Origin of the sequence: Cognatundibacterium squillarum (genome assembly GCF_014652435.1) — a bacterium.
Classification (GTDB): domain Bacteria; phylum Pseudomonadota; class Gammaproteobacteria; order Burkholderiales; family Burkholderiaceae_D; genus Undibacterium; species Undibacterium squillarum.
On record NZ_BMYU01000004.1, the window covers coordinates 302,533 to 324,400 of the forward strand.

At 53.3% G+C, this 21,868-nt stretch carries 18 protein-coding genes and 1 tRNA gene; 11 read left to right on the forward strand and 8 right to left on the reverse strand.

The genetic code is table 11. The features are described 5' to 3' along the window. Nucleotides 1-277: 277 nt before the first annotated feature. The 6 genes from IE092_RS10420 to mutM form a co-directional block, all read right to left on the reverse strand. Nucleotides 278-1,441, reverse strand: a complete 1,164-nt coding sequence (locus IE092_RS10420) for an ABC transporter permease (RefSeq protein ID WP_189357105.1) — start codon at nucleotides 1,439-1,441, stop codon at nucleotides 278-280. After that, nucleotides 1,438-2,268, reverse strand: coding sequence for an ABC transporter ATP-binding protein (locus IE092_RS10425; protein ID WP_189357106.1), 831 nt, complete (start codon nucleotides 2,266-2,268; stop codon nucleotides 1,438-1,440). The genes IE092_RS10420 and IE092_RS10425 overlap by 4 nt, the downstream gene beginning before the upstream one ends. A 2-nt stretch (nucleotides 2,269-2,270) precedes the next feature. After that, nucleotides 2,271-3,698, reverse strand: a complete 1,428-nt coding sequence (locus IE092_RS10430; RefSeq protein WP_189357107.1) for an alpha/beta hydrolase — start codon at nucleotides 3,696-3,698, stop codon at nucleotides 2,271-2,273. A gap of 96 nt (nucleotides 3,699-3,794) precedes the next feature. Next, nucleotides 3,795-4,931 (reverse strand): A/G-specific adenine glycosylase, encoded by a 1,137-nt coding sequence (gene mutY, locus IE092_RS10435; protein WP_189357108.1) that lies wholly within the window; start codon nucleotides 4,929-4,931, stop codon nucleotides 3,795-3,797. A gap of 6 nt (nucleotides 4,932-4,937) precedes the next feature. Further along, a complete protein-coding gene (locus IE092_RS10440) occupies nucleotides 4,938-6,875 on the reverse strand; it encodes a dynamin family protein (protein WP_189357109.1) in 1,938 nt (645 codons plus the stop codon). A 108-nt stretch (nucleotides 6,876-6,983) separates the two neighbouring features. Further along, nucleotides 6,984-7,808: a bifunctional DNA-formamidopyrimidine glycosylase/DNA-(apurinic or apyrimidinic site) lyase gene (mutM, locus tag IE092_RS10445; protein ID WP_189357110.1), complete on the reverse strand. Its 825-nt coding sequence runs from the start codon at nucleotides 7,806-7,808 to the stop codon at nucleotides 6,984-6,986. A gap of 172 nt (nucleotides 7,809-7,980) precedes the next feature. Between mutM and IE092_RS10450 the strand changes: the two genes are divergently transcribed. The 7 genes from IE092_RS10450 (at nucleotide 7,981) to ggt (ending at nucleotide 15,218) form a co-directional block, all read left to right on the forward strand. Next, entirely contained in the window at nucleotides 7,981-9,825 is a 1,845-nt protein-coding gene (locus IE092_RS10450; RefSeq protein ID WP_189357111.1) for a tetratricopeptide repeat protein, read from the forward strand. 41 nt (nucleotides 9,826-9,866) lie between these two features. Then, nucleotides 9,867-10,475: an outer membrane lipoprotein LolB gene (locus tag IE092_RS10455; protein WP_189357112.1), complete on the forward strand. Its 609-nt coding sequence runs from the start codon at nucleotides 9,867-9,869 to the stop codon at nucleotides 10,473-10,475. A 5-nt stretch (nucleotides 10,476-10,480) separates the two neighbouring features. Continuing rightward, nucleotides 10,481-11,341, forward strand: a complete 861-nt coding sequence (ispE, locus tag IE092_RS10460; protein ID WP_189357113.1) for a 4-(cytidine 5'-diphospho)-2-C-methyl-D-erythritol kinase — start codon at nucleotides 10,481-10,483, stop codon at nucleotides 11,339-11,341. Between the two features lie 63 nt (nucleotides 11,342-11,404). Beyond that, a tRNA-Gln gene (locus IE092_RS10465) sits at nucleotides 11,405-11,481 on the forward strand. Nucleotides 11,482-11,598: 117 nt separating this feature from the next. Further along, nucleotides 11,599-12,561 (forward strand): ribose-phosphate pyrophosphokinase, encoded by a 963-nt coding sequence (locus IE092_RS10470; RefSeq protein ID WP_189357114.1) that lies wholly within the window; start codon nucleotides 11,599-11,601, stop codon nucleotides 12,559-12,561. A gap of 108 nt (nucleotides 12,562-12,669) precedes the next feature. Then, nucleotides 12,670-13,215, forward strand: coding sequence for a 50S ribosomal protein L25/general stress protein Ctc (locus IE092_RS10475; protein WP_189357115.1), 546 nt, complete (start codon nucleotides 12,670-12,672; stop codon nucleotides 13,213-13,215). 269 nt (nucleotides 13,216-13,484) lie between these two features. Then, nucleotides 13,485-15,218 carry a gamma-glutamyltransferase gene (gene ggt, locus IE092_RS10480; RefSeq protein ID WP_189357116.1) on the forward strand — a complete coding sequence of 578 codons (1,734 nt, stop codon included), beginning with the start codon at nucleotides 13,485-13,487 and terminating at the stop codon, nucleotides 15,216-15,218. Between the two features lie 64 nt (nucleotides 15,219-15,282). Here the strand turns inward: ggt and IE092_RS10485 are convergent, their stop codons facing one another. Continuing rightward, a complete protein-coding gene (locus tag IE092_RS10485; protein ID WP_189357117.1) occupies nucleotides 15,283-15,897 on the reverse strand; it encodes a 5-formyltetrahydrofolate cyclo-ligase in 615 nt (204 codons plus the stop codon). Nucleotides 15,898-15,906: 9 nt separating this feature from the next. Here IE092_RS10485 and IE092_RS10490 point away from each other — a divergent pair, with 9 nt between their 5' ends. From IE092_RS10490 to IE092_RS10505, 4 genes are all read left to right on the forward strand, one after another. Next, nucleotides 15,907-17,874, forward strand: a complete 1,968-nt coding sequence (locus IE092_RS10490) for a lytic transglycosylase domain-containing protein (RefSeq protein ID WP_189357118.1) — start codon at nucleotides 15,907-15,909, stop codon at nucleotides 17,872-17,874. Next, nucleotides 17,874-18,596 (forward strand): glutathione S-transferase family protein, encoded by a 723-nt coding sequence (locus IE092_RS10495; protein ID WP_189357119.1) that lies wholly within the window; start codon nucleotides 17,874-17,876, stop codon nucleotides 18,594-18,596. The genes IE092_RS10490 and IE092_RS10495 overlap by 1 nt, the downstream gene beginning before the upstream one ends. Beyond that, nucleotides 18,593-19,849, forward strand: coding sequence for a multifunctional CCA addition/repair protein (locus tag IE092_RS10500; RefSeq protein WP_189357120.1), 1,257 nt, complete (start codon nucleotides 18,593-18,595; stop codon nucleotides 19,847-19,849). Before IE092_RS10495 ends, IE092_RS10500 begins: the two co-directional genes overlap by 4 nt. 216 nt (nucleotides 19,850-20,065) lie before the next feature. Beyond that, a complete protein-coding gene (locus IE092_RS10505) occupies nucleotides 20,066-20,731 on the forward strand; it encodes a GNAT family N-acetyltransferase (RefSeq protein ID WP_189357121.1) in 666 nt (221 codons plus the stop codon). A 114-nt stretch (nucleotides 20,732-20,845) separates the two neighbouring features. On the opposite strand, the gene lhpI is transcribed toward IE092_RS10505, so the two are convergent. Then, nucleotides 20,846-21,811, reverse strand: coding sequence for a bifunctional Delta(1)-pyrroline-2-carboxylate/Delta(1)-piperideine-2-carboxylate reductase (lhpI, locus tag IE092_RS10510; protein ID WP_189357122.1), 966 nt, complete (start codon nucleotides 21,809-21,811; stop codon nucleotides 20,846-20,848). Nucleotides 21,812-21,868: the final 57 nt, after the last annotated feature.

A 21,868-nucleotide genomic window follows, 5' to 3' on the forward strand; every position in this document is an offset into this window, starting at 1 on the left:
GTAAACCTGTTCCCCGGTTTCACAGCCGGATCACCGATACGCCGGATATTTCTGCCGGTCTGCGTTGTGGCTGGTATAAGGCCGTCAAACAGGCGTAAACAAGCCAATTTGCGGAGTTCAGCATAACAACCCCGCTGTCGTCGGCAGAAAGTCCGGGCTTTCAAAAATGTCTGATGACGATATTTGCATAACTTTCATGATCGTCACAAGCATGAGGCGATAAAAAACCGCCGGTGCATGCACACCGGCGGTTTGTCTTTTTTAGGCAGATTCGTTGTTACAGCATGACAACCTGACGCATCTTGCGCGCGGTGTACACAAGAAACACTGCCGTCAGTACAGCGGCAGCAATCCAGGAAACGCCGACCGCGGTCCAGTCCAGACTCGCTCCTTTGAGGATTTTGCCCAGCATCTGGTTCTGCGTCAGCACCGGTACCCAGATTGTCCACGCCGGTTCCCGCCCCGGAAACATCACCGGCACCAGCGACACCATAGGAATAATCATCGTCGTCAGCTGCGTACGGATTTGCGCTTCCTTGAAGCTCTTACAGCTCAGGGACAATGCAATCTGAATCGCCGAAATCATCGCGACCAGCGGCGTCAGCACCAGCATGAAATAGCCGGCATCGCGCAGACCAAACTGAAACTCGGCTTTCAGGGTTTCATTCTGTATCAGCGCCTGCGTCGGGAAAAAACTGAGGATTGTCAGTGCCAGTACCACCATCCCGACCAGCGTTACTGCCAGCCATTTACCCAGTGCCAGCTGCGCACCGCCCACCGGATTCATCATCAGCGGTTCCAGCGAGCCGCGTTCGCGTTCGCCGGCGGTGGTATCAATCGATGCATACATACCGCCGACCACAATCGCCATCAGTACCATCATCGGTAGCATTTCCGTCACGGTGGCGCGGCGCTCTTCCGCAGCGCGCAGATACACTTCCTTGACTTCCACCCTTTGCAGCAAATCGCTGGAAATGCCGCGCATGGTCAGATCTGCCAGCACGGTTTCCTGCGCAAAGCCATCCAGCAGGCGACGCAGCGGACGCAGACCGAATTCAGCGCTGCGGTTTGCTGTGTCATAAGCGACTTTCAGGGTGATTTTTTCACCGTGCGCGAAACGTTCAGCAGCATCTTCCGGTACCAGCAGCACCGGCAGGCTGAGTTCTTTGCTGCGCGACTTTTGCTCGTAATCGGCAGGGGCTTTCAGTATGGTGTATCCCTGACGCAGAATGAAATTCTCCAGCTGCGGTGCATGTTCCATTCCGACAGCCATCACTTCACGGCGCTCTTCCTGCCCTTCCACCTGGGATAACACGACAGAAAAAATCAGCAGCATCAGCGGTACGCCGATCAGTGAGGTCAGAAATGCCGTCATCAGCGTGCGTTTGTCGCGCAATGCATCCTTCAGTTCCTTCAGAACAATCGTGAAACCCACGCTCATACAATCTCCTTGTGCTGATGCAATTGCGAAGAAAATGCCAGCGATACAAATGCATCTTCAAAATCCTGATGTCCGGACAACTGCTTCAATTGCGTTACCGTTCCTTCTGCAACATTTCGGCCACCGGCCACAATCACAACGTGATCGCACAGACGTTCCACTTCCTGCATGATGTGGGTGGAAACGATAATGCACTTACCACCACCCTGCGGTGATTTCAGGAATAACAGAAATTCACGCAGAGCGCGGGTTGCCACCACATCCAGACCATTGGTTGGTTCATCGAGAATAATATTTTTCGGATCGTGCACCAGTGCCCGCGCCAGTGCGGTCTTCATGCGTTCGCCCTGACTGAAACCTTCTGTACGGCGGTCCAGTAAAGGCTGCATTTCCAGCCATTGCGCCAGCTGTTCAATACGCTGTTCCGTGTGATCCGCACTCAGTCCGTGCAAACGGCCGTAGTAGCGGATGTTTTCGCGGGCAGTCAGGCGCGGATACAAGCCACGCGCATCAGATAACACACCCATCTGGGACTGAGTTGCATAACTACCTGGGGTGACTGCAGCGCCGTCCACCAGAATATTGCCGCTGTCGGAAGGCAGCAGCGCAGCAATCATGCGCAGCGTGGTGGTTTTACCGGCACCGTTAGCACCAAGCAATCCGGTGATCGCACCGTCTTCTGCACGGAAGCTGACGCCGTTAACTGCTTTCACCAGCTCCTGCTGTTTTTTCATCAACCCGAGCGAGCGTAAGATCTGACGCCAGTCGGCACCGGACTGCGCTCCCTGACGGATAAAATGTTTATTGAGATTATCGACAACAATCATGGCTACCCCTCCGCTTTTGCTTGTACCGGCATCCATGCCAGCGGGCGCGGAATTTGTTTTACGCAGCGCTGATCCACAGCCAGCGCATCTTTTTCTTCTTTAGCGTGAATGAAGCGATAGTTCACATCACGAATGCATGCATTCATCAGCATGCCGTGACCGGCGTGCTGTACGCTGATATGCAGGGTTTTCTGTCCCAGCGCTTTTGCGACCTTGTCACCATGGCGGGTTGGCGTTACCGGATCAATACCACCGCTCAGCAACAATACCGGCACCGGTGAAGGCGCGATGGTATAAAACGCTTCCGGAACCCGCGCACGCGGCCAGTTCTTACAAATGCGCTGATAATTTTCTTCTGCCTGCAGCATAAAAATACTGCCGTCATTCTTCGCAGCCGGACGTTGTAATGCTTCGCTGCACCAGACGGCATAATGCATGCCGTAACTCATACTCGCTGCACCCGGCAGATTTCCTGCACCGCTGAGTGTGGTCATCGGCAAGAAGTCACCGTGCGCGGCATGGCTAATGGCGTACGGCAGCATAGCTGTCTGGGAAGGCACGTATAACGCACGCTGCACCATCGCCGTCACTGATCCGGTACGCATCGTAACGCTGTGCATCTGACCGGTACGTGGATGCTGCAGATTCACTTTTTGCGGCAGGCTTTGCAGCAGGTGATTCCACTGACCTTTCAGATCCGGATACGCCTGGTTACAGGCTTTATCTTGCTCACAGAACCGGAAAATACCATCAATGGCGGCAGCATTATCTTCCGCCGGCAAACGCATATCCGGCGGCACAACGCCATCCAGCACCAGTCGTCTCACCTGCGCGGGAAACTGGCGCAGATATTCCAGTCCGACGCGCGTACCGTAAGATACGCCGACCAGATTAATCTGCGCATAGCCTTGCTGACGGCGCACTGCTTCCAGATCCTTTACCGCAATACTGGTGATGTACTGATCCAGCTGACCATGCGGCAGTTTCTGTAAGCGGATACGGCATTGCTCCATGCGCTGAAACATCACATCGTCATCACTGCTGAAGTCATCTTTTTCCAGCTCTGGACATTGCAGGCCGGCACTCTTACCGGTGCCACGCTGATCGACAAACACCAGATCGCGTCGCTTATTAAGGCGCCCCAGCATGCCATTGCCGGTAGCAGCTACCTGAATGGCGCTCTGACCGGGGCCACCGGCCAGCAGAAACACCGCATCCGGTAATTTATTTTTATCCTGCGAAGGTAATACCACGTAGTGAATATCTACTTTGGTACCGGCAGGCTGATCGGGATTCAGTGGCTGCTGCACGACACCGCAGCGCACTTCCTGTGGAAAATCCGGATGGCGGCATGCTGTCGTTTGCGCAGCAGCAGCTCCGGAAAACAGCAGGCCGGACAGTAACCAGCCTGCACGTGAAATAGCGGACAAGTGAAACTCCCTGTATTGAGGCAAAACAAGGAGTGTAATTCAAGGCAATTTTCTTAACTATGAAAATCTGTGCTGACGTGCAACATAAAAACGACTTCAGCCCGGCGTGTTTTCTCTGACCAGTTCTGTCAGCAAATTTTTTACCGGTGCAGGTAATGCCAGTGCATCCGCCTGTTCCGGCCGCGCCACCATGTAGCGAGGTTCAGACACGGCGGGCAACCAGCGAGCACCTTCTGCAATGACAGGAAAAATCTGCAAACGGAAATGGGTGAACACATGTTCAAAATCCGGCAGCACCCGAATTGCCTGCACCTCGGCAAACCGCGCTGCAAAGTGTTTTACCGCTGCAGTATCCGGCGTGTATGGCTGTGCGTCTGCCAGTTGCATACCACCGATTTCCGGTAACGATAGCAGCCCTCCCCAGATACCTGTGGGTGGCCGCTGCTCAAGCAGAATCTGTCCATCTACCATCACCAGCGGCATCAGCACTTGTTTGCGTGGTATTGCTTTTTTCGGTTTGCGTACCGGCAGGTCTGCCGTCAGCTGCTCGTGGTGCGCTACGCAATGTGACTGCAGCGGACACAGCATACAAACCGGCTTGCTGCGGGTACAGACCGTTGCCCCCAGATCCATCAACCCCTGCGTGTATGCATCCATGCCCTCCTGCGGCAACAGACTGTCAGCCAGCAGCCACAGCTGATCTTCCACCGGCTTATTGCCCGGATATTCGCGGATACCGAACACACGGGCAAACACCCGCTTCACATTGCCATCCATAATTGCGGCACGGGTACCGAATGAAAATGCGCTGATCGCAGCCGCAGTGGAGCGACCGATGCCCGGCAAAGCCTGCAATAACGCCGGATCTGCCGGAAACTCGCCCTGATAGCTGGCAACAACTTCCTGTGCGCAACGGTGCAGATTACGCGCACGGGTGTAATAACCCAGCCCGGCCCACAATGCCATTACGTCCTCAGACGGTGCCGCTGCAAGGCTGAACACATCAGGAAAACGCTGTAAAAAGCGTTCGTAATAAGGAATGACGGCCGTGACCTGCGTCTGCTGCAACATGATTTCAGACAACCAGACACGGTATGCCGTGCGGTTCTTTTGCCAAGGTAAATCGTGACGCCCGTGCACCCGCTGCCATTGAACGACACGATCACCGAGGGAAGGACCATCAGAAAAAAAACTGGCGGCAATTGCCGCCAGATCAGGATGTAAAACTGTCATAAAAAATCAGGCAGCGACTCGCATAGGATTTAAATCTGCAGCCAGCGCCGTACGTAACTGCGTTTCGAGGTCAGACATTTTTTGTTTCTGTGCATCCAGTTCTGCCTGAATACTTTCAAAACTGGCGATCTTATCTTCCAGACTGTCTGTTGCCACATGAATGCGCTGAATCGACTGCATGCGGTTTTTCAGTTGCAGCTTATGTTCACGTATTTGCGCCTCTAACGGTGCCATCACCACTTTCTGCCATGCCTCTACATCTTTATTGGCTTGCAGAAAGTTTTGTTTAATACGTGCAGCAATCGAATCAAAGAACTTGTGCATCAGCGTTGTACGCGTTTGCGGCAGAATGGTGACGATATTAAACTGCTTCTGAAACACCAGCTCAATCGCATCCAGCTCTTCCACATATTTATCCAGCGAAAAAGACATTGGCGCGGATAAAGCCAGACCGTGCTCAGTAGAGAACTTACGGTACATTACGCCCATCATTTCCGAGATTTCATCAGTCTTTTTATTCGACTGAATCAGGTTTGCACGGGCACGGGCAAAGAATTGTTTTACCGCATCCAGCAAGCCCAGAGAAGTGCGGCTCTTTTCCATCGCTTCACGGGTCTGGCGCACTTCTTCGCGCAGAATATCCATACCCAGCGTGGTGAATACTTCTGTCGACAAGCGCGTGAACACTGAGCGCGTTCCCTGCATACGAATCAGACTAGCATCAAACTCTTTTTTCTCTGCATCGACACGTTTCATCATGTGTTCGATGACATTCATATTCTTACCGCGCAGGCTCTTCAGCTCCAGCATTTGCTCAACGATATTCCGGCTGCGCGATGCCAGCATTGCCTGTTGCGCACCGATAATCTCGTTGACTTCACTGGTCAGCTGGCCGCGGATAATGTCTTGTTTCGCAGGGATCAGTTCTTTTGATAAAGCATGTTCCAGTGCCGGCAAACGGCTGCGGGCCAGTAATGGTGCATCTTTATTAATTTTTGCAACCAGACCTTTTTGCGCAGAAACCGGGAATACCTGTTTCTCCTCCAGTCCCAGCGTATGCGCCACCGTTTCAACCTGACGCTTCAGCTGACCATCGACTTCTTCCTTGGTACGCAACTCGTCCCACATGCTGTCAATTTTATTCAGCACAACCAGCCGGCCGAGTCCGTTACCGATATGGTTACGCCAGACATCAATGTCGCTCTTGGTCACGCCGGTGTCGGCTGCCAGAATGAACAATACCGCGTGCGCATTCGGAATCAGGTTCAGCGTCAGTTCCGGCTCTGTACCAATTGCATTCAGGCCAGGTGTATCGACAATGATCAGGCCTTCTTTCAGCAAGGGATGCGGGAAATTCACCACCGCATGACGCCACTGGGAAATTTCGACCAGACCGTTTTCATCTACTTCCAGCGCTGCGTCAGGATCCTGTTCATCAAACAAGCCATATTGTTTTGCCACATCCACACTGACTTTTTTGGTCAGGCTGACCTGACGGAAAGCATCCAGCATGCCGTCGCCCGACTGCACATCCAGCGGCAGCACTTTCCAGACATGATTCTGGCCTTTGTATTCGCTGGTGGATTGTGCTTCTGCGCGGGTTTCAATCGGCAACAGGCGAATGCATGGTGGCACTGTTTCGTCGTACATCAGCTCGGTCGGACACATGGTGGTACGGCCAGCCGAAGACGGCAGGATACGCTGACCATAATCTGCGAAGAAAATCGCATTGATCAGCTCAGATTTACCACGGGAAAACTCAGCGACGAACGCGATGGATAACTTATCGTCCACCAGACGCTCACATAAGCGTCCGAGACGCTGATCCGTCGCCTGATCCGCCAGATCGGAACCACCGATCCAGGCGCGATAGTCCTGCAGTGCACGGGCTACGCCTTTGCGCCACTCACTGTATTCCTGGAAATTGCGAACCAGACTACTCATGTTTCCCTCTGATATTTTTTACTATCCCAAGTATATATGTAAGCGTGGCAAAAAATGCGCATTTCTCCTCTGAGCGGTGCACAGCCGTCGCATTCTTTCCGCAAAGTATCATTTTTGACAATGCTTACAGAAAAAGCTGCTGCGCTGTCCCTGCACAATACGCTGCACCGGATGCGCACAGATTCGGCAAGGCTGCGCTTCGCGGTCGTAAACAAAGTAGCTTTGCTGAAAATATCCGCTTTGTCCGTCAACGCCAATAAAGTCTTTCAGCGTACTGCCACCCTGTTGAATAGCAGCTGCCAGCGTTTCGCGAATCGCCTGTGCCAGAAGGTGATAACTTTTCCGGTTCACTTTATGCGCTGGCTTTTCAGGATGAATTCCCGCTTTGAATAAACTCTCACAGGCATAAATATTTCCGACACCGACCACGATGTCGCCGGCGAGCAGAACCTGCTTTATCGCAGACTTGCGCTGACGGGTCGCCTGATATAACAGTTCGCCGTTGAACTTTTCTTCCAGTGGCTCAACACCGAGCTTTTTTAGTAAAGGATGCTCAGCCAGCGGCAGAGGATCAGTGGCATCATGCCAGAGCACTGCGCCGAAACGTCGCGGATCCGTCATCCGGATCGCCTGCCCTCCGAATACCAGATCCAGATGGTCATGTTTTTCCGCAGGACTGCCAGCGGGTACCACTCTTAAATGCCCGGACATCCCGAGATGAATCAGTAAAGTACCGTTGGCAAAAAACAGCAGCAAATATTTACCGCGTCTTCCAGTACGCAGCACGGATTTTGTTTTCAGCAAGTCCGGTAAATCCGGTGGAAACGGCCAGCGCAATCCGGCACGGCGCATGATCACCGCTGTGACAGTTTTACCGCTGATATGCGGATCCACACCAAGACGTGTTACTTCTACCTCCGGCAATTCCGGCATCTTCACTCCCTTTTTTACTTGCTTGCCGGATGTTCACTATATTTGCTGCAGGGGTTGCGCAGCAGTACCTTATAGACAAACAAAAAACATTTACAATCCGGCACAAGTCATTGAATACTGTTAAATACGATACAGCGTACAATCAGACAGCTTATTTTTTATCGGATCCGCTTTGAATACCACTTTTGCATCATTCAAACCTGTGCTTTCCGCATTGCGTCCAGCCAGCGCAATTGCCGGCCTTTTGCTCCTGAGCGCCTGCGCCACTACCGGTCAGCAGCGTACATTACAAGCCGACGATGCGCATCATGTCCATGATGCCGCGAATGCAGCATTATCAGCACCTGCACCGGGAGGCAAATCTGCAACTGCGACGAGCGTACCGGAAGAAAAACTGCCTGCTGTCAAGCTGACCGATGAGCTGTTTTATAAAATTCTGGCGTCTGAAATCGCTTTTCAGCGCGGTCAGTGGCAAGCGTCTTACGTCACCTTACTGTCAGTTGCACAGCAGACACGTGACCCGCGCATTGCCAAGCGCGCCATGGAAATGGCACTGGCAGCAAGACAGCCCGGTGAAGCGCTGTCGGCGATCCGTTTATGGCGCGAATTATCACCTGAATCCAACGAAGCGACACAATACTACCTCGGCTTTATGCTGACGAACGGCGAGCTGGATGAAATCAAGTCCGTCTACAGCCAGAAACTTGCAGAAAGTCAGCCGGCCCAACGCGGCATTCTGATGCTTCAGGCGCAACGCCTGCTGTCGCGCGCAAAAGATAAACAGGCTGCGCTGAATACGCTGGATCAGATTGTTGCGCCATATCAGTCCGGTGCCGATGCGAAAGTTGCCCAAGCTCAGGCCGCGCTGAATGCCGGTGACAAAGTCCGTGCAGTGCGTGACGCACGTCAGGTACTGGCACTGAAACCGGATTCTGAATTAGCAATACTGACAATTGCACAGGCATCCGCGCCAACGGAAGCGATACCGGAATTGCAGACGTTTATCGACAAAAACCCCGGGGCGCAGGATCTGCGAATCGCACTGGCAAGTCTGCTGATCGAGCAGAAGCGCTACGCTGAAGCTGCAGCGCAATTCCGGCTGATACTGCGCGACAAACCGGAAGACACCAACGCAACTTATACACTGGCAGTACTTGCACTGGAACAAAATCAGCTGGACGAAGCAGAGGCCGGCTTCATTCGCTATTTGCAACTGAGCGAGCAAAAAAGCGAAGAGCGCGATCTGACGATGGCTTATCTGAACCTTGCCCGCATCGCCTACGAAAGAAAAAATCCGCAGCAGGCTCAGGAATGGCTGGCGAAAGTGGATGCAATGGATGGCCGTAATCCTGCATGGTTTGGCGTACAACTGCGCCGGGCCAGTTTGTATGCGCGCATGGGCAATCTGAATCAGGCGCGCGAGATCCTGCACACAACAACCGCCGGTAGTCAGAATGAAGAAATTCAGTTAATTCAGACAGAAGCGCAATTGCTGCGCGACAGTGGCAGCGTACTCGAAACCATTGATGTTCTGCGTCAGGGAATCAAACGTTTTCCGGAAGCCAGCGATCTGATGTACGACTATGCGATGGTGCTGGAGAGTCAGCAGAATTTCACAGAAATGGAAAAGCAGTTGCGCAAAGTAATTCAATTAGCGCCGAAAAACCAGCACGCTTACAATGCGCTCGGCTATTCATTTGCTGACCGCAACATCCGGCTGGATGAAGCAACTACGCTGATTGAAAAAGCGAATCAGCTGGCCCCGGAAGATCCTTACATTCTGGACAGCCTGGGATGGGTGCATTTCCGGAAAGGTGAGCACGCCAAAGCGGAAGAAATATTACGCAAAGCTTTCAGCATGCGTACCGATCCTGAAATCGCAGCACATCTTGGCGAGGTTCTGTGGGTAAAAGGTGACCAGGCGGCAGCACTGCAAATCTGGCAAGATGCCCTGAAAAAAGACGCATCCAATCAGTCGTTACGCAGCACACTGGAACGCCTGAAAGTACAACCCTGATTTCATTGCCGGCGACACTGCTCACCGGCATTTCCATTTTTATGATCCGCACTTTTTTCAGCAAACTGTCTTCACTGACAAGCGTTATCATTTGCGCTACTGCAATTTCTGCATGCCAGACGCTGCCGCAATCTGCTTCCACACAAAAACCTGCCACAACCGGGGAGATACGCTCCGGCACGTTTAACTGCGGTGGCAAATTATTTGTACGTTATAACACTCAGGGAAAACCCCAGCAATTTCCGGGGCGCTTTGACTGGTCTCAGCAAAACGACAAACTCGAGATTCAGATTTACTCTCCTGTTGGTCAGACTGTCGCACGTATCACAGAACAACCGGATCAGGCCTCACTGGAACAACCGGGCAAGCCGGCAATTCTCTCTGCCAGCCTTGATCAGTTACTGGAGGAAGTGTTGCGTTACCCATTACCTGCAAGTGGTATGAAAGACTGGCTTCAGGGAAATATCAAAAATACAGACGGACAAATCCGCCAATTAAATCCGGAAGATCAGAGCCTGGAACAAAATGGCTGGAAACTGCGTTTTGCGAGCTGGTACAGTGCCGGCAAACCAAAACGTATCGATATCAGTGGTTACACAGAACAGGCTGGTGAAGTCATAATACAGATCGTTCTCGACGCTGAAGATTAAGCACCATGACTCTCTCTCTGACCCGGTGCCCTGCCCCGGCCAAACTGAATTTGTTTTTGCATGTTAACGGACGCAGGCCGGATGGTTACCATATTCTGCAATCTGTATTTCAACTGATAGATCGCTGTGACTACCTGGATGCAGAAGTTACGAATGATGGTCTCATCCGACGTAGCAATGACATTCCGGGTGTCCCTGAAGACAGTGATTTAATTATTCGCGCAGCGCGATTACTGCAACAGCACACAGGCTGCGAACGCGGTGCTCTGCTGACGCTTCACAAAAGTCTGCCGATGGGCGGAGGTCTGGGCGGTGGTTCATCCGACGCGGCGACAACACTGATGGCACTGAATCACTTATGGAACACAGGTCTGAATCAGCAACAACTGATGCAACTCGGACTGCAACTTGGCGCGGATGTGCCTTTCTTTCTGTTTGGTCAGAACGCATTTGCTGAAGGTATCGGCGAAGAATTACAGCCTGTAGAAACACCGGAATGCTGGTACGTCGTGGTCGAACCGGGTGTACATGTACCGACCCCCGCAATTTTCGGTGCTCCCCAGTTGACAAGAGACACCAAACCCGTCAAAATAACGGACTTTCCTGCTGACGAATTCGTTAAATGGAAAAATGATCTGCAGTCAGTTGCCTGCCTGCTGTATCCGGAAGTAGATAAAGCCATTCAGTGGTTAAGTCAGTTCGGATCAGCAAAAATGACCGGATCCGGAGCTTGCGTATTTTGCGCTGTTTCTGATGAATCAGAAGCTGACAAAATTATTGAAAAGCATGAGGGTCAGTGGAAATTATGGAAGGCAAAATCACTGAGAATTCATCCGATGATGAAAAAACTGCAGGCAAAAGATTGATTCTGACGCGAATTTCGTGATAAAATAATCGAAGTTCTGCTAGCAGAAAACAGGTTTTAGTGTAGGGGAATCGCCAAGCTGGTTAAGGCACCGGATTTTGATTCCGGCATGCAAAGGTTCGAATCCTTTTTCCCCTGCCAACATACAGAAAGCCGCCGCATACTTTGTGCGGCGGCTTTTTCAGTTTTTGCTTTTGATGATTTGTCGTATAGACTCAGACATCATCCTCACCGTATATTCAGCCGATAGGTCCCGCCATGGCAAACGCGCGCGTCAATGACAACATGATGGTCTTCACTGGTAACGCTAATCCGACTCTTGCAGCCGGCGTTGCCAAGCAATTAGGTATTCCGCTCGGAAAAGCCGATGTTTCTAAATTTTCTGACGGCGAAGTTGCTGTGGAGATTAACGAAAACGTTCGTGGTAAAGACGTTTTCGTACTGCAATCGACCTGCGCTCCGACCAATGACAACCTGATGGAACTGATGCTGATGGTTGATGCACTGAAACGTGCGTCAGCTGGCCGTATCACTGCCGCCATCCCTTACTTCGGTTACGCACGTCAGGATCGTCGTCCGCGCTCTGCACGTGTCGCGATCTCTGCAAAAGTTGTCGCGAACATGCTGGAAGAAGCCGGCGTTGACCGCGTTCTGATTATGGATCTGCATGCAGATCAGATTCAGGGTTTCTTCGACATTCCTGTTGATAACATCTATGCATCCCCGATTCTGCTCGGCGATCTGGTAGCAAAAAATTACGAAGATCTGCTGGTTGTTTCGCCTGACGTTGGCGGTGTTGTTCGTGCCCGTGCGCTGGCAAAACGCCTGAACTGCGATCTGGCCATTATCGACAAACGTCGCCCTAAAGCGAACGTTTCCGAAGTCATGAACATCATCGGTGAAGTTGAAGGCCGTAACTGCGTCATTATGGATGACATGGTTGACACAGCAGGCACACTGGTCAAAGCGGCTGAAGTTCTGAAAGAACGCGGCGCGAAAAAAGTACTGGCTTACTGTACACACCCGGTTTTGTCCGGACCAGCAGTGGATCGCATTTCCAATTCTCCGCTGGATGAACTGGTCGTTACCGACACTATCCCGCTGACCGCTGCTGCACGCGCATGCAGCAAAATCCGTCAGCTGTCCTGTGACAGCCTGCTGGCAGAAACATTCCGCCGTATCACCAAAGGTGAATCGGTCATGTCTCTGTTCACTGACTAATTACACAAAGTATTCTTGCGCCGTCCGGTTTGGGCGGCGCTTTTTTTGCGGCCCTGGTCGCGGGGCCGTTTCACCGCAAGCTTTGCTTGCACAATTTGGAGTTACACCATGAAAATCACAGCATTCGCACGCAAAGAGCAGGGGACCGGAGCGAGCCGCCGCCTGCGCCGCGCTGGCCAGACACCAGGCATCATCTACGGTGGCACTGAAGCGCCAGTAGCAATCACTCTGGATCACAACGCACTGTTCCACGCACTGCGTAAAGAAGCATTCCACGCTTCTATCCTGGATATGGAAGTTGAAGGCAAAGTAGAAAAAGTTCTGCTGCGCGACTTCCAGATGCATGCATACAAACAAATGGTAATGCACGCTGACTTCCAACGTGTAGATATGACCCAGAAAATCACTGTAAAAGTACCTCTGCACTTCGTAAACGCAGACGTATCTCCAGCAGTTAAACTGTCTTCCGCTCTGATCAGCCACGTAGCGAACGAAGTTGAAGTTTCCTGCCTGCCAGCTGACCTGCCAGAATTCATCGAAGTAGATCTGTCCAAAATCGAAGCTGGTCAGTCTGTTCACGCTGCTGATCTGGTTCTGCCAGCAGGCGTTGCTGTTGTTCACGGCGACGCAACAGTTGCTAACGCAGCTGCTTAATCTGTTTATTCAGATTTCCGGAAAAGCCAGCCCTGCGCTGGCTTTTTTGTTTTTTAACACAGATCAAACGCTACTCTCCCGGCTGAGCTGAGCTTCACTCATCGTACCCGCCCTGCTCCTGACATCTGCCAGCTAATAAACGGAACAGGAGTATTAAAAACTCCCCATTGCCAGCCCGTCTTGTGCTGATGTACTGATTTACGATTACACTGTCAGATTATCAATGGTTTAACGGCACAGAATTTTCTGCCTACGCAACGGAGCCTTTTATGATGAAATGGAAAACTGCGCTGCTTAGCGCTGCACTCCTAAGCATTTTTTTCACTCCTGCCAGTCAGGCACAGATCGCTGCCGGAATTCGTTACGATACCAGCTATCCGATCATCAGCCCGGTTCATGGCAAACAAGGCATGGTCGTCAGCGAGCAGGCACTGGCATCACAAGCCGGACTGGAGATTTTACAGCGTGGCGGAAACGCAATTGACGCCGCAATTGCAACCGGGTTTGCACTCGCCGTCGTTTTGCCCAATGCCGGTAACATTGGCGGCGGCGGGTTTATGCTGGTGCATGACAGTCGCAGCGGAAAGCAAGTGGCACTGGATTTTCGAGAGCTGGCACCACGTGCGGCCAGACGTGATTTATATTTAGATGCACAGGGTAATGTCATTCCTGAGAAATCCACTTACAGCCATCAGGCGGTAGGCATTCCCGGAACCGTTGCAGGCCTCGAACTCGCGCATAAACGCTTCGGCAGCCTGCCGTGGCAACAACTGCTTGCACCGGCAATACAGCTTGCAGAAAAAGGTTTCACAGTCAGCCCGCACCTGGCCAGTCTGCTGACGGCAGAAGCCGGGCATCTGGGACGCTGGCCTGCCAGTCGTGCTATTTTCTTCCGGAACGGACATCCGCTGCAAAGCGGTGATCTTTTAAAACAGACAGATCTGGCGAAGTCCTTGCGACTGATTGCGCGTGATGGCGCCAAAGCATTTTACGAAGGTGAGATTGCACAGAAAATTGCCGCAGAAATGAAGGCGAATGACGGTCTGATTACACAGGCTGACCTGCAGGCTTATCGCGCAGCTGAGCGGGTACCGGTACGCGGCAATTACCGTGGATTTGAAGTGATTTCCATGCCTCCGCCAAGTTCCGGTGGCGTGCACATTGTACAAATGCTCAATATGCTGGAGCATTTTCCGTTGCGTGAACAAGGTCATAACAGCGCTGCCACACTTCATCAGATGAGTGAGATCATGAAGCGCGCTTATGCTGACCGCGCAGAGTACCTGGGCGATCCGGACCATATCAACATACCGGTAAAGGCACTGACCAGTAAAGCCTATGCTAATGCGCTGGTACAGCAAATTTCACCGGACAAGGCGACGCCGTCAACTGAGATACGCGCCGGCAAACTGCAGCCTTACGAAAGCGATCAGACTACCCATTACAGCGTGGCCGACAAGTATGGCAATGTAGTCAGCACCACGTACACCTTAAATCTGAATTTCGGTAGCGGCATCGTCGCCAGTGGCACCGGTATTTTGCTGAATAATGAAATGGATGATTTTTCCGTCAAACCGGGTGTACCGAATGCATTCGGACTGGTTGGCGGTGAAGCAAACGCTGTCGGCACATGGAAGCGTCCATTAAGCTCTATGTCCCCCACACTGGTACTGCAAAACGGCAAACCAGTGATTGCAACCGGCAGTCCGGGCGGTAGCCGCATTATCACTACCGTTTTGCAAACGCTGGTAAATATGATCGACTTCGGCATGAATCCGGCTGAAGCGGCTGTTGCACCGCGTATTCATCAGCAATGGCTGCCCGATCAGTTACGTTACGAAGCAGGTATCAGCCAGGATACTCTGCGCCTGCTGGCGCAACGCGGACAAAATCTGCAGCCGGCACAGGTCATGGGAAAAACACAGACCATACAAATCACGGCAAAGGGTCTGGCTGGTTTCTCTGATCCGCGCAATCCTGACGGCAAAGCTGCAGCGTATTAATGTTTCCCGGTACAAAGCAGATGCGCATCTTTCGCTGTCTGCTTTGGCGCCCTCCGGCCTCGTATCAGCGCAGACCTGACTCGGTCAGAATACCCGACATCGGTAAATCAAACTCTCCGGGCTCAAACACCGTTGATGCCAGTTCGTACGCAATTCCCAGCGGCAGAGCTGAGGTCAGCTGCGCCAGCGTCCGGTCATAAAATCCGCCGCCGTATCCAAGCCGGTACGCCTGCTGATTAAAACCCACGCAAGGCACCAGCAGTATTTCCGGTTCGATCAGCTTTTCCTTATCAGCGGGTAAAGGAATACCGTATTCATCAAGCTCCATGGCATCGCCCTGCTGCCATGCGAGAAATTTCAGCGGCGCATTTTTCTCCACGACCCAGGGCAGCGCCAGCTGTATGCCCATCGCTGTGATTTGCGGATACCAGTCGCGTAAATCAGGTTCTGCCTGAATCGGCCAGTACACCGCGAGGCTGGATGGCTGGCGTTGCTGCAACCATCGCATTAACCCTTCCGCTATCTGCGCATCCCAGATGCGACGCTGTTCCGCCGCCACAGATTTTCTCGCGCTGAGTAATGCCTTACGCAAGGCTTTGCGATCGCTCACCGGTTTCATCGCATCAGAGTGTGCGTCAGGGTTTGCCTGTGTCATACTGTTAAGAATCGTTTTACTCATGATCAAAAAATGGCTGTCAAATTCTGGCTCAGCGCACTGAGCGTCACGATGTTAGCAGGTTTTCACATGTCTGCCGTGCAGGCAGCAACGGGCAAAAAAACACTGGTCAATGATGATGACAGGCTGATGGCGCTGCGGGAAGCAGCGTTTCACGATGACAGCCAGTCGGCGGATCAGTATGCGGCGCAGCTCGGCAACTATGATATTCCTTCGTATGTGGATTACTACCGTCTGCGTGCGCGCATGGCAAAAGCCAGCAATACGGAGTTCCGCGAATTTATACAGAAATACGAAGGCAGCGCGATTGCTGACCGCGCCCGTAATGACTGGCTGTTAATGCTGGGACGGCGCGGCGAATGGGAACTGTTTGATCAGCAGTATCCGCAATTCGTGGTGGCCGACGATAATCAGTTACGCTGCTACGCCGTGTTATCACGCGCAGCCAAAGCACAAAAAGTGGCGCAGGATGCCAAAGCCCTGCTGAACAGTCCGAAAGACTACGGCGAAGGCTGCTACAACATGCTGAATTACATGTATCAGAATCAGCAGCTGGATGCAGGTTTTGTGTATTTCCAGTTAAGGATGGCGGCTGAAAACGGTGCGCTGCCGCTGGCACTGCGCCTCGGCAAGCTGCTGGATATTCCGGAAAAGAAAATCAGCGAAGCATTTGAAAAACCGGCAGCGCTGATGAAAAAAGGTCCGGAGCAAAGCAAGGCATCGCGGGAATTATTTCTGGCAGCGCTCGGACGCCTTGCCAAATCCGATCCGGAAGAAGCTGCACAAGCCTTATCCCGCTACAGCGCCCGTCTGAGTGAACATGAACGCGCCAATGGCTGGGCGCAGATCGCCCTGCAATCAGCCTACAAACTGGAACCGGATGCCATCGGTTACTGGACCCGCGCAGACGGTGCAGATCTGACGATAGAAGCCAGCCAGTGGCGGGTGCGTTCAGCATTACGCGAAACCGACTGGAAACTGGTACGTCAGGGCATCCTCGCCATGCCGGCGAGCCTGCGTAATGATCCGGCCTGGATTTATTGGCTGGGCCGCGCTTACAAAGCCGAAGGCCGCAACGATGAAGCGGCGAAACTGTTCAGCAGCATCGCTGATCAGCACCATTTTTACGGTCAGTTAGCGACCGAGGAAAGCGGCAGGAAAATCGGCGTACCACCGGCTGGCCGCGCCATCAGTGCGGAAGAACTGGCGCAGATGGAAAAAAATCCCGGTCTGCAGCGTGCGCTGCGTTTTTATGGGATGAACCTGCGAACCGAAGGCACACGCGAATGGAACTGGGAACTGCGCCGGATGAATGAACGTCAGCATCTGGCGGCGGCGGAACTGGCGCGCCAGAATCAGATGCTGGACCGCATGGTGAATACCTCTGACCGTACCCGTGGCGAAACCGATTTCGGACAGCGTTTTCCGACGCCGTTCAGCGACAGCATGTACCGCATGACCAGCTCACTCGGTCTGGATATGGCCTGGGTATATGGTCTGATCCGTCAGGAATCGCGCTTTGTCATGACGGCAAAATCACATGTCGGTGCTTCAGGCTTAATGCAGATCATGCCCGCGACGGCCCGTTATGTGGCAAAGAAAATCGGGCTCAGCGATTTCTTACCGCATCAGGTGAATGACATCGACACTAATATTCAGCTCGGTACCAATTACCTGAACATGGTGCTGACTGATCTGGGCGGCTCGCAGGCGCTGGCATCAGCGGCATACAATGCGGGGCCGGGTCGTCCGCGCGCATGGCGTGCCAAACTCAGTAAGCCGGTGGAAGGAGCTATTTTTGCTGAAACCATTCCATTCCATGAAACCCGTGGCTATGTCAAAAACGTGCTGTCAAATGCAACCTACTATGCTGCTATTCTTGAGAAAAAACCGCAGTCACTGAAAGCCCGTCTGGGTGTGGTCGTGCCGAAAGGAATGTCTGCCAGCGATGCCGATTTACCTGATGACAGGAAACTCTGATGCAAGAAACTGCAATTCACCCCGCTATTGCCGCGCTGATGAAAGATCAGCGCCCTTCCCTGAAACTGGTGATCGGCAATAAAAATTATTCCTCATGGTCTATGCGGCCGTGGGTACTGATGCGCGCCTTCGGCATCCCATTTGAAGAAATCCGTATTCTGCTCGGTCAGGGTGATACCACCAGCAAAATTGCTGACTATTCGCTGGCCGGAAAAGTACCGGTCCTGATCGCCAATGAGCATGTGATCTGGGATTCACTGGCGATCTGTGAATATCTGGCAGAACAGTTTTCGATTTTGAATCTGTGGCCGCAGGATGTGCTGGCGCGCGCCCATGCTCGCAGCATCTGCGCTGAAATGCATTCCGGGTTCTCCTCGCTGCGCTTTGACATGCCGATGAACATCAAAGGCCGCTTTCCCGGCAAAGGCCGTACCATGGGCGCACAGGCGGACATCGGCCGCATTTGTGAAATCTGGGAAGATTGTCTGGCACGCTACGGTGCGCATGGTTATCTGTTCGGTGCGTTTTCGATTGCCGATGCATATTTTGCGCCGGTTGTGATGCGTTTTCGTACTTACGGCGTCGCGCTGGCACCAGCGCTGGAAGCCTATGCAGACCGCGTGATTGCCCACCCTGCTGTCGCGCACTGGATACACGGCGCCGAAATGGAAACCGAAACACTGCCTATGCATGATGCCCGTATTGAAAGGCAGGGTGAATGAAGATTTATCAGGTTGGCGGCGCGGTGCGCGACCGCTTACTGGGTTTGCCGGTACAGGACGTCGATTACGTGGTCGTCGGCAGCACACCGGAAGCAATGCTGGCTGCCGGTTACAAACCAGTAGGCAAAGACTTTCCGGTTTTCCTGCATCCGCGCAGCCATGAAGAATATGCACTGGCCCGTACCGAAAGAAAAACCGCAGCCGGCTACAAAGGTTTTGCGTTTTACACCGATGCATCAGTGACGCTGGAAGAAGATTTAATCCGGCGCGATCTGACGATTAATGCGATGGCGCTCGGCGACGACGGTCAGATTATTGATCCTTACGGCGGACAAGCCGATCTGAACGCGCGCATACTGCGCCATGTGTCACCGGCGTTTGAAGAAGATCCGGTGCGGATACTGCGGCTGGCGCGCTTCGCTGCCCGTTTTTCTGCGCCCGGTCAGGAATTCAGCGTGGCGCCGGAAACCATGCAGCTGATGCGGAATATGGTGGCCGCAGGCGAAGTCGATGCACTGGTGCCGGAACGGGTATGGCAAGAAATTGCGCGCGGCCTGATGGAACAGCGCCCGTCGCGCATGATAGAAATTTTAAAAGAGTGCGGTGCGCTGGCACGCTTGCTGCCGGAATTGCTACGTTTGTGGGGCGTGCCGCAACCTTTGCATTACCATCCGGAAGGCGATACCGGTGTGCATTGCATGCTGGTCGTCGATCAGGCCGCACAGCGCGGCTATCCGCTGGCGGTGCGCTTTGCCGCGCTGCTGCATGATCTGGGTAAAGGTGTGACCGATCCCGCAGCATGGCCTGCACATCACGGACACGAAGCACTGGGTGTACCGCTGACCGATGCCGTTTGCCAGCGTTTGCGGGTGCCTTCGGACTGCCGCGATCTGGCGGTGATGACCACGCGTGAGCACGGCGTCTGTGGTCAGGCAGCAATACTGCGTCCGGCGACCATTGCAGATTTGTTTCAGCGTTGCGACGCTTACCGCAAACCCGACCGTTTCCGTGCGATGTTGCTGGCCATTGAATGTGATTATTGCGGACGCACCGGTTATGAAACCCGCGAATTCCGCCAGAAAGCCTTTCTGGAAGCAGCACTGGAAGCTGCACTGAGCGTGGATGCCGGTGCTGTGGCGAAGGCTTGTACGACACCGGCACGGATTCCGGAAGCGGTACGCAGTGCAAGAATCGATGCCATCCGTGCATGGCGTAAAAACAGCGGTATCGCGGCAGACGACGATGAGGCCTGAGCCTGCGCGGCCTCGTCAGATCGCACCTGTTGCGTTGCAGCAAAATATTCTCTGAGCTTGCGCAATCCGCCTGCTATTCTGGAACAAATACTCGGTAGCGATGCCTTTTTTTGAACTATGGGCTGACCTACAATAGCAGACATTGTGCGTCGCACAAATCAGTATCAGAAAACTGTCAGCGGACGGGTATGGCGTCCGCTGTATTGTGGAGCTGCGATGAAATCCTCTGATGTGTTTCCGGTTCAGCCGGCAGACCCTTCCGGTCAGCATCCCCGTCCGGTGATCCGTGTCAAAGAACTGTCGGCCAATGACCGTCACCGTATCCTGCGCCATTTTCTGGGGCTGGAAGACAGTGACCGCCTGCTGCGTTTCGGTACCGTGCTGCCGGATGCACTGATCCGCAAATATGTGGAAAGTCTGGATTTTTCGCGCGACAAAGTATTCGGCGTGTTCAGTCACCATTTCCGTCTGGTGGGCGTCGGTCATCTGGCATTTATGGCGCGTAAGGATTACGACGACAATACCGAGAAACGTCAGGTCGCGGAATTCGGGGTTTCGGTTTCCTCGTATGCGCGTGGCAAGGGCATCGGTTTCCGCCTGTTTCAGCGCGGTGCGATTCATTGCCGCAATGCCGATGTGGACACGCTGTACATGCATTGTCTGGCATCGAATCAGACCATGATCCATATCGCCAAAAAAGCCGGCATGCAGATCCACCGCGAATACGGCGAAGCGGATGCCTATCTGAAACTGCGCCCTGCTTCGGCGAAATCGATCCTGAAAGAGGCGATGGATGAACAGGTGGCGTTTCTGGATTACACCTGGAAAGCGAATGCGCGGGCGGCAGTCAAACTGTTAAGGCATTTGCCGGGCTTTAAATAAGCACCTGTTTGATTACTAAGGCTGTGCAGAAGTCCGCATTTGTGTTTTACGGAGCGCCGGACTTTCTGCCGACGAGCGGGATTTTGCTGTGCAGAACCCCGCATTTACCCCGGATTACGACTGCTCTGCTCTGTTTTCCGGCACGCTGAGCTGGCGCTGCACCAGATGCGCTGTCACCAGATCTGCCAGCGCCGTTCCCACCGATTTGAACAAGGTAATCTGCTCAGTGAAACGGCGTCCGGCGACGCCACGACAGCAAGCCGCCAGATCGGCAAAAATTTCTTCCATGGAAAACCGGCCCTCATCACGCGGAATCAGCAATTCACCGGCTTCCCGCACCACGTTCGGGGTGTAATCGACAAATACACAGGATTTGACCACCAGCTCAGTATCGCATTCGCGCCGGTCCGGACTGTGGTTGCCGAGCAGATCGACATGGCAGCCAGCCTGCACATCTTCGCCCAGCACCAGCGGCTCGGCGCTGCCGGTAGCGGCAACAATGATTTCTGCCGACCGCACAGCCGCGCGCAGATCGCTGACAGCCGTGATCTGCAGCGCAGGATGTTCCGCACGGAATGCCGCGACCACCGCTTCGGCTTTTTTCACATCCCTGCCCCAGACCTGAATCTCAGTCAGCTGACGTACGGAAGCGTGCGCCCGCAGCAAAGGCAGCGCCAGATTGCCGGTGCCCAGCAGCAGCAAACGCGATGCGTCCGGACGCGCCAGCTTTTGTGCTGCCAGCGCCGATACGGCCGCGGTACGCCAGTAAGTGACGCTGGTGCCATCCACCATCGCCAGCGGTTCACCGTGATCGCGTTTGAACAGCAGAATTTTCGAAAACAGCGTCGGCAATTGCTGTGCTCCGTTATCAGGAAAATAGGTAAAGGCTTTCACGCCGATCACTTCATCGTTCCACGATGGCAGTACCGCAAACGCATCGTGATTATCTTCCTGTTCCGTCAGCGGAAACACTTGCCGCGCCGGCATATGGAAGGTGCCGGCAAATGCGCGGTCCAGCGCCGCAATCAGTACCGGAAAATTCAGCGACTGATGTACCTGTTCAGCGGAAATCACCTGCATATGCACTCCTGATATATTTAAAAAATACCGCTATTATCCGGTGTTCTGACTGCCGCC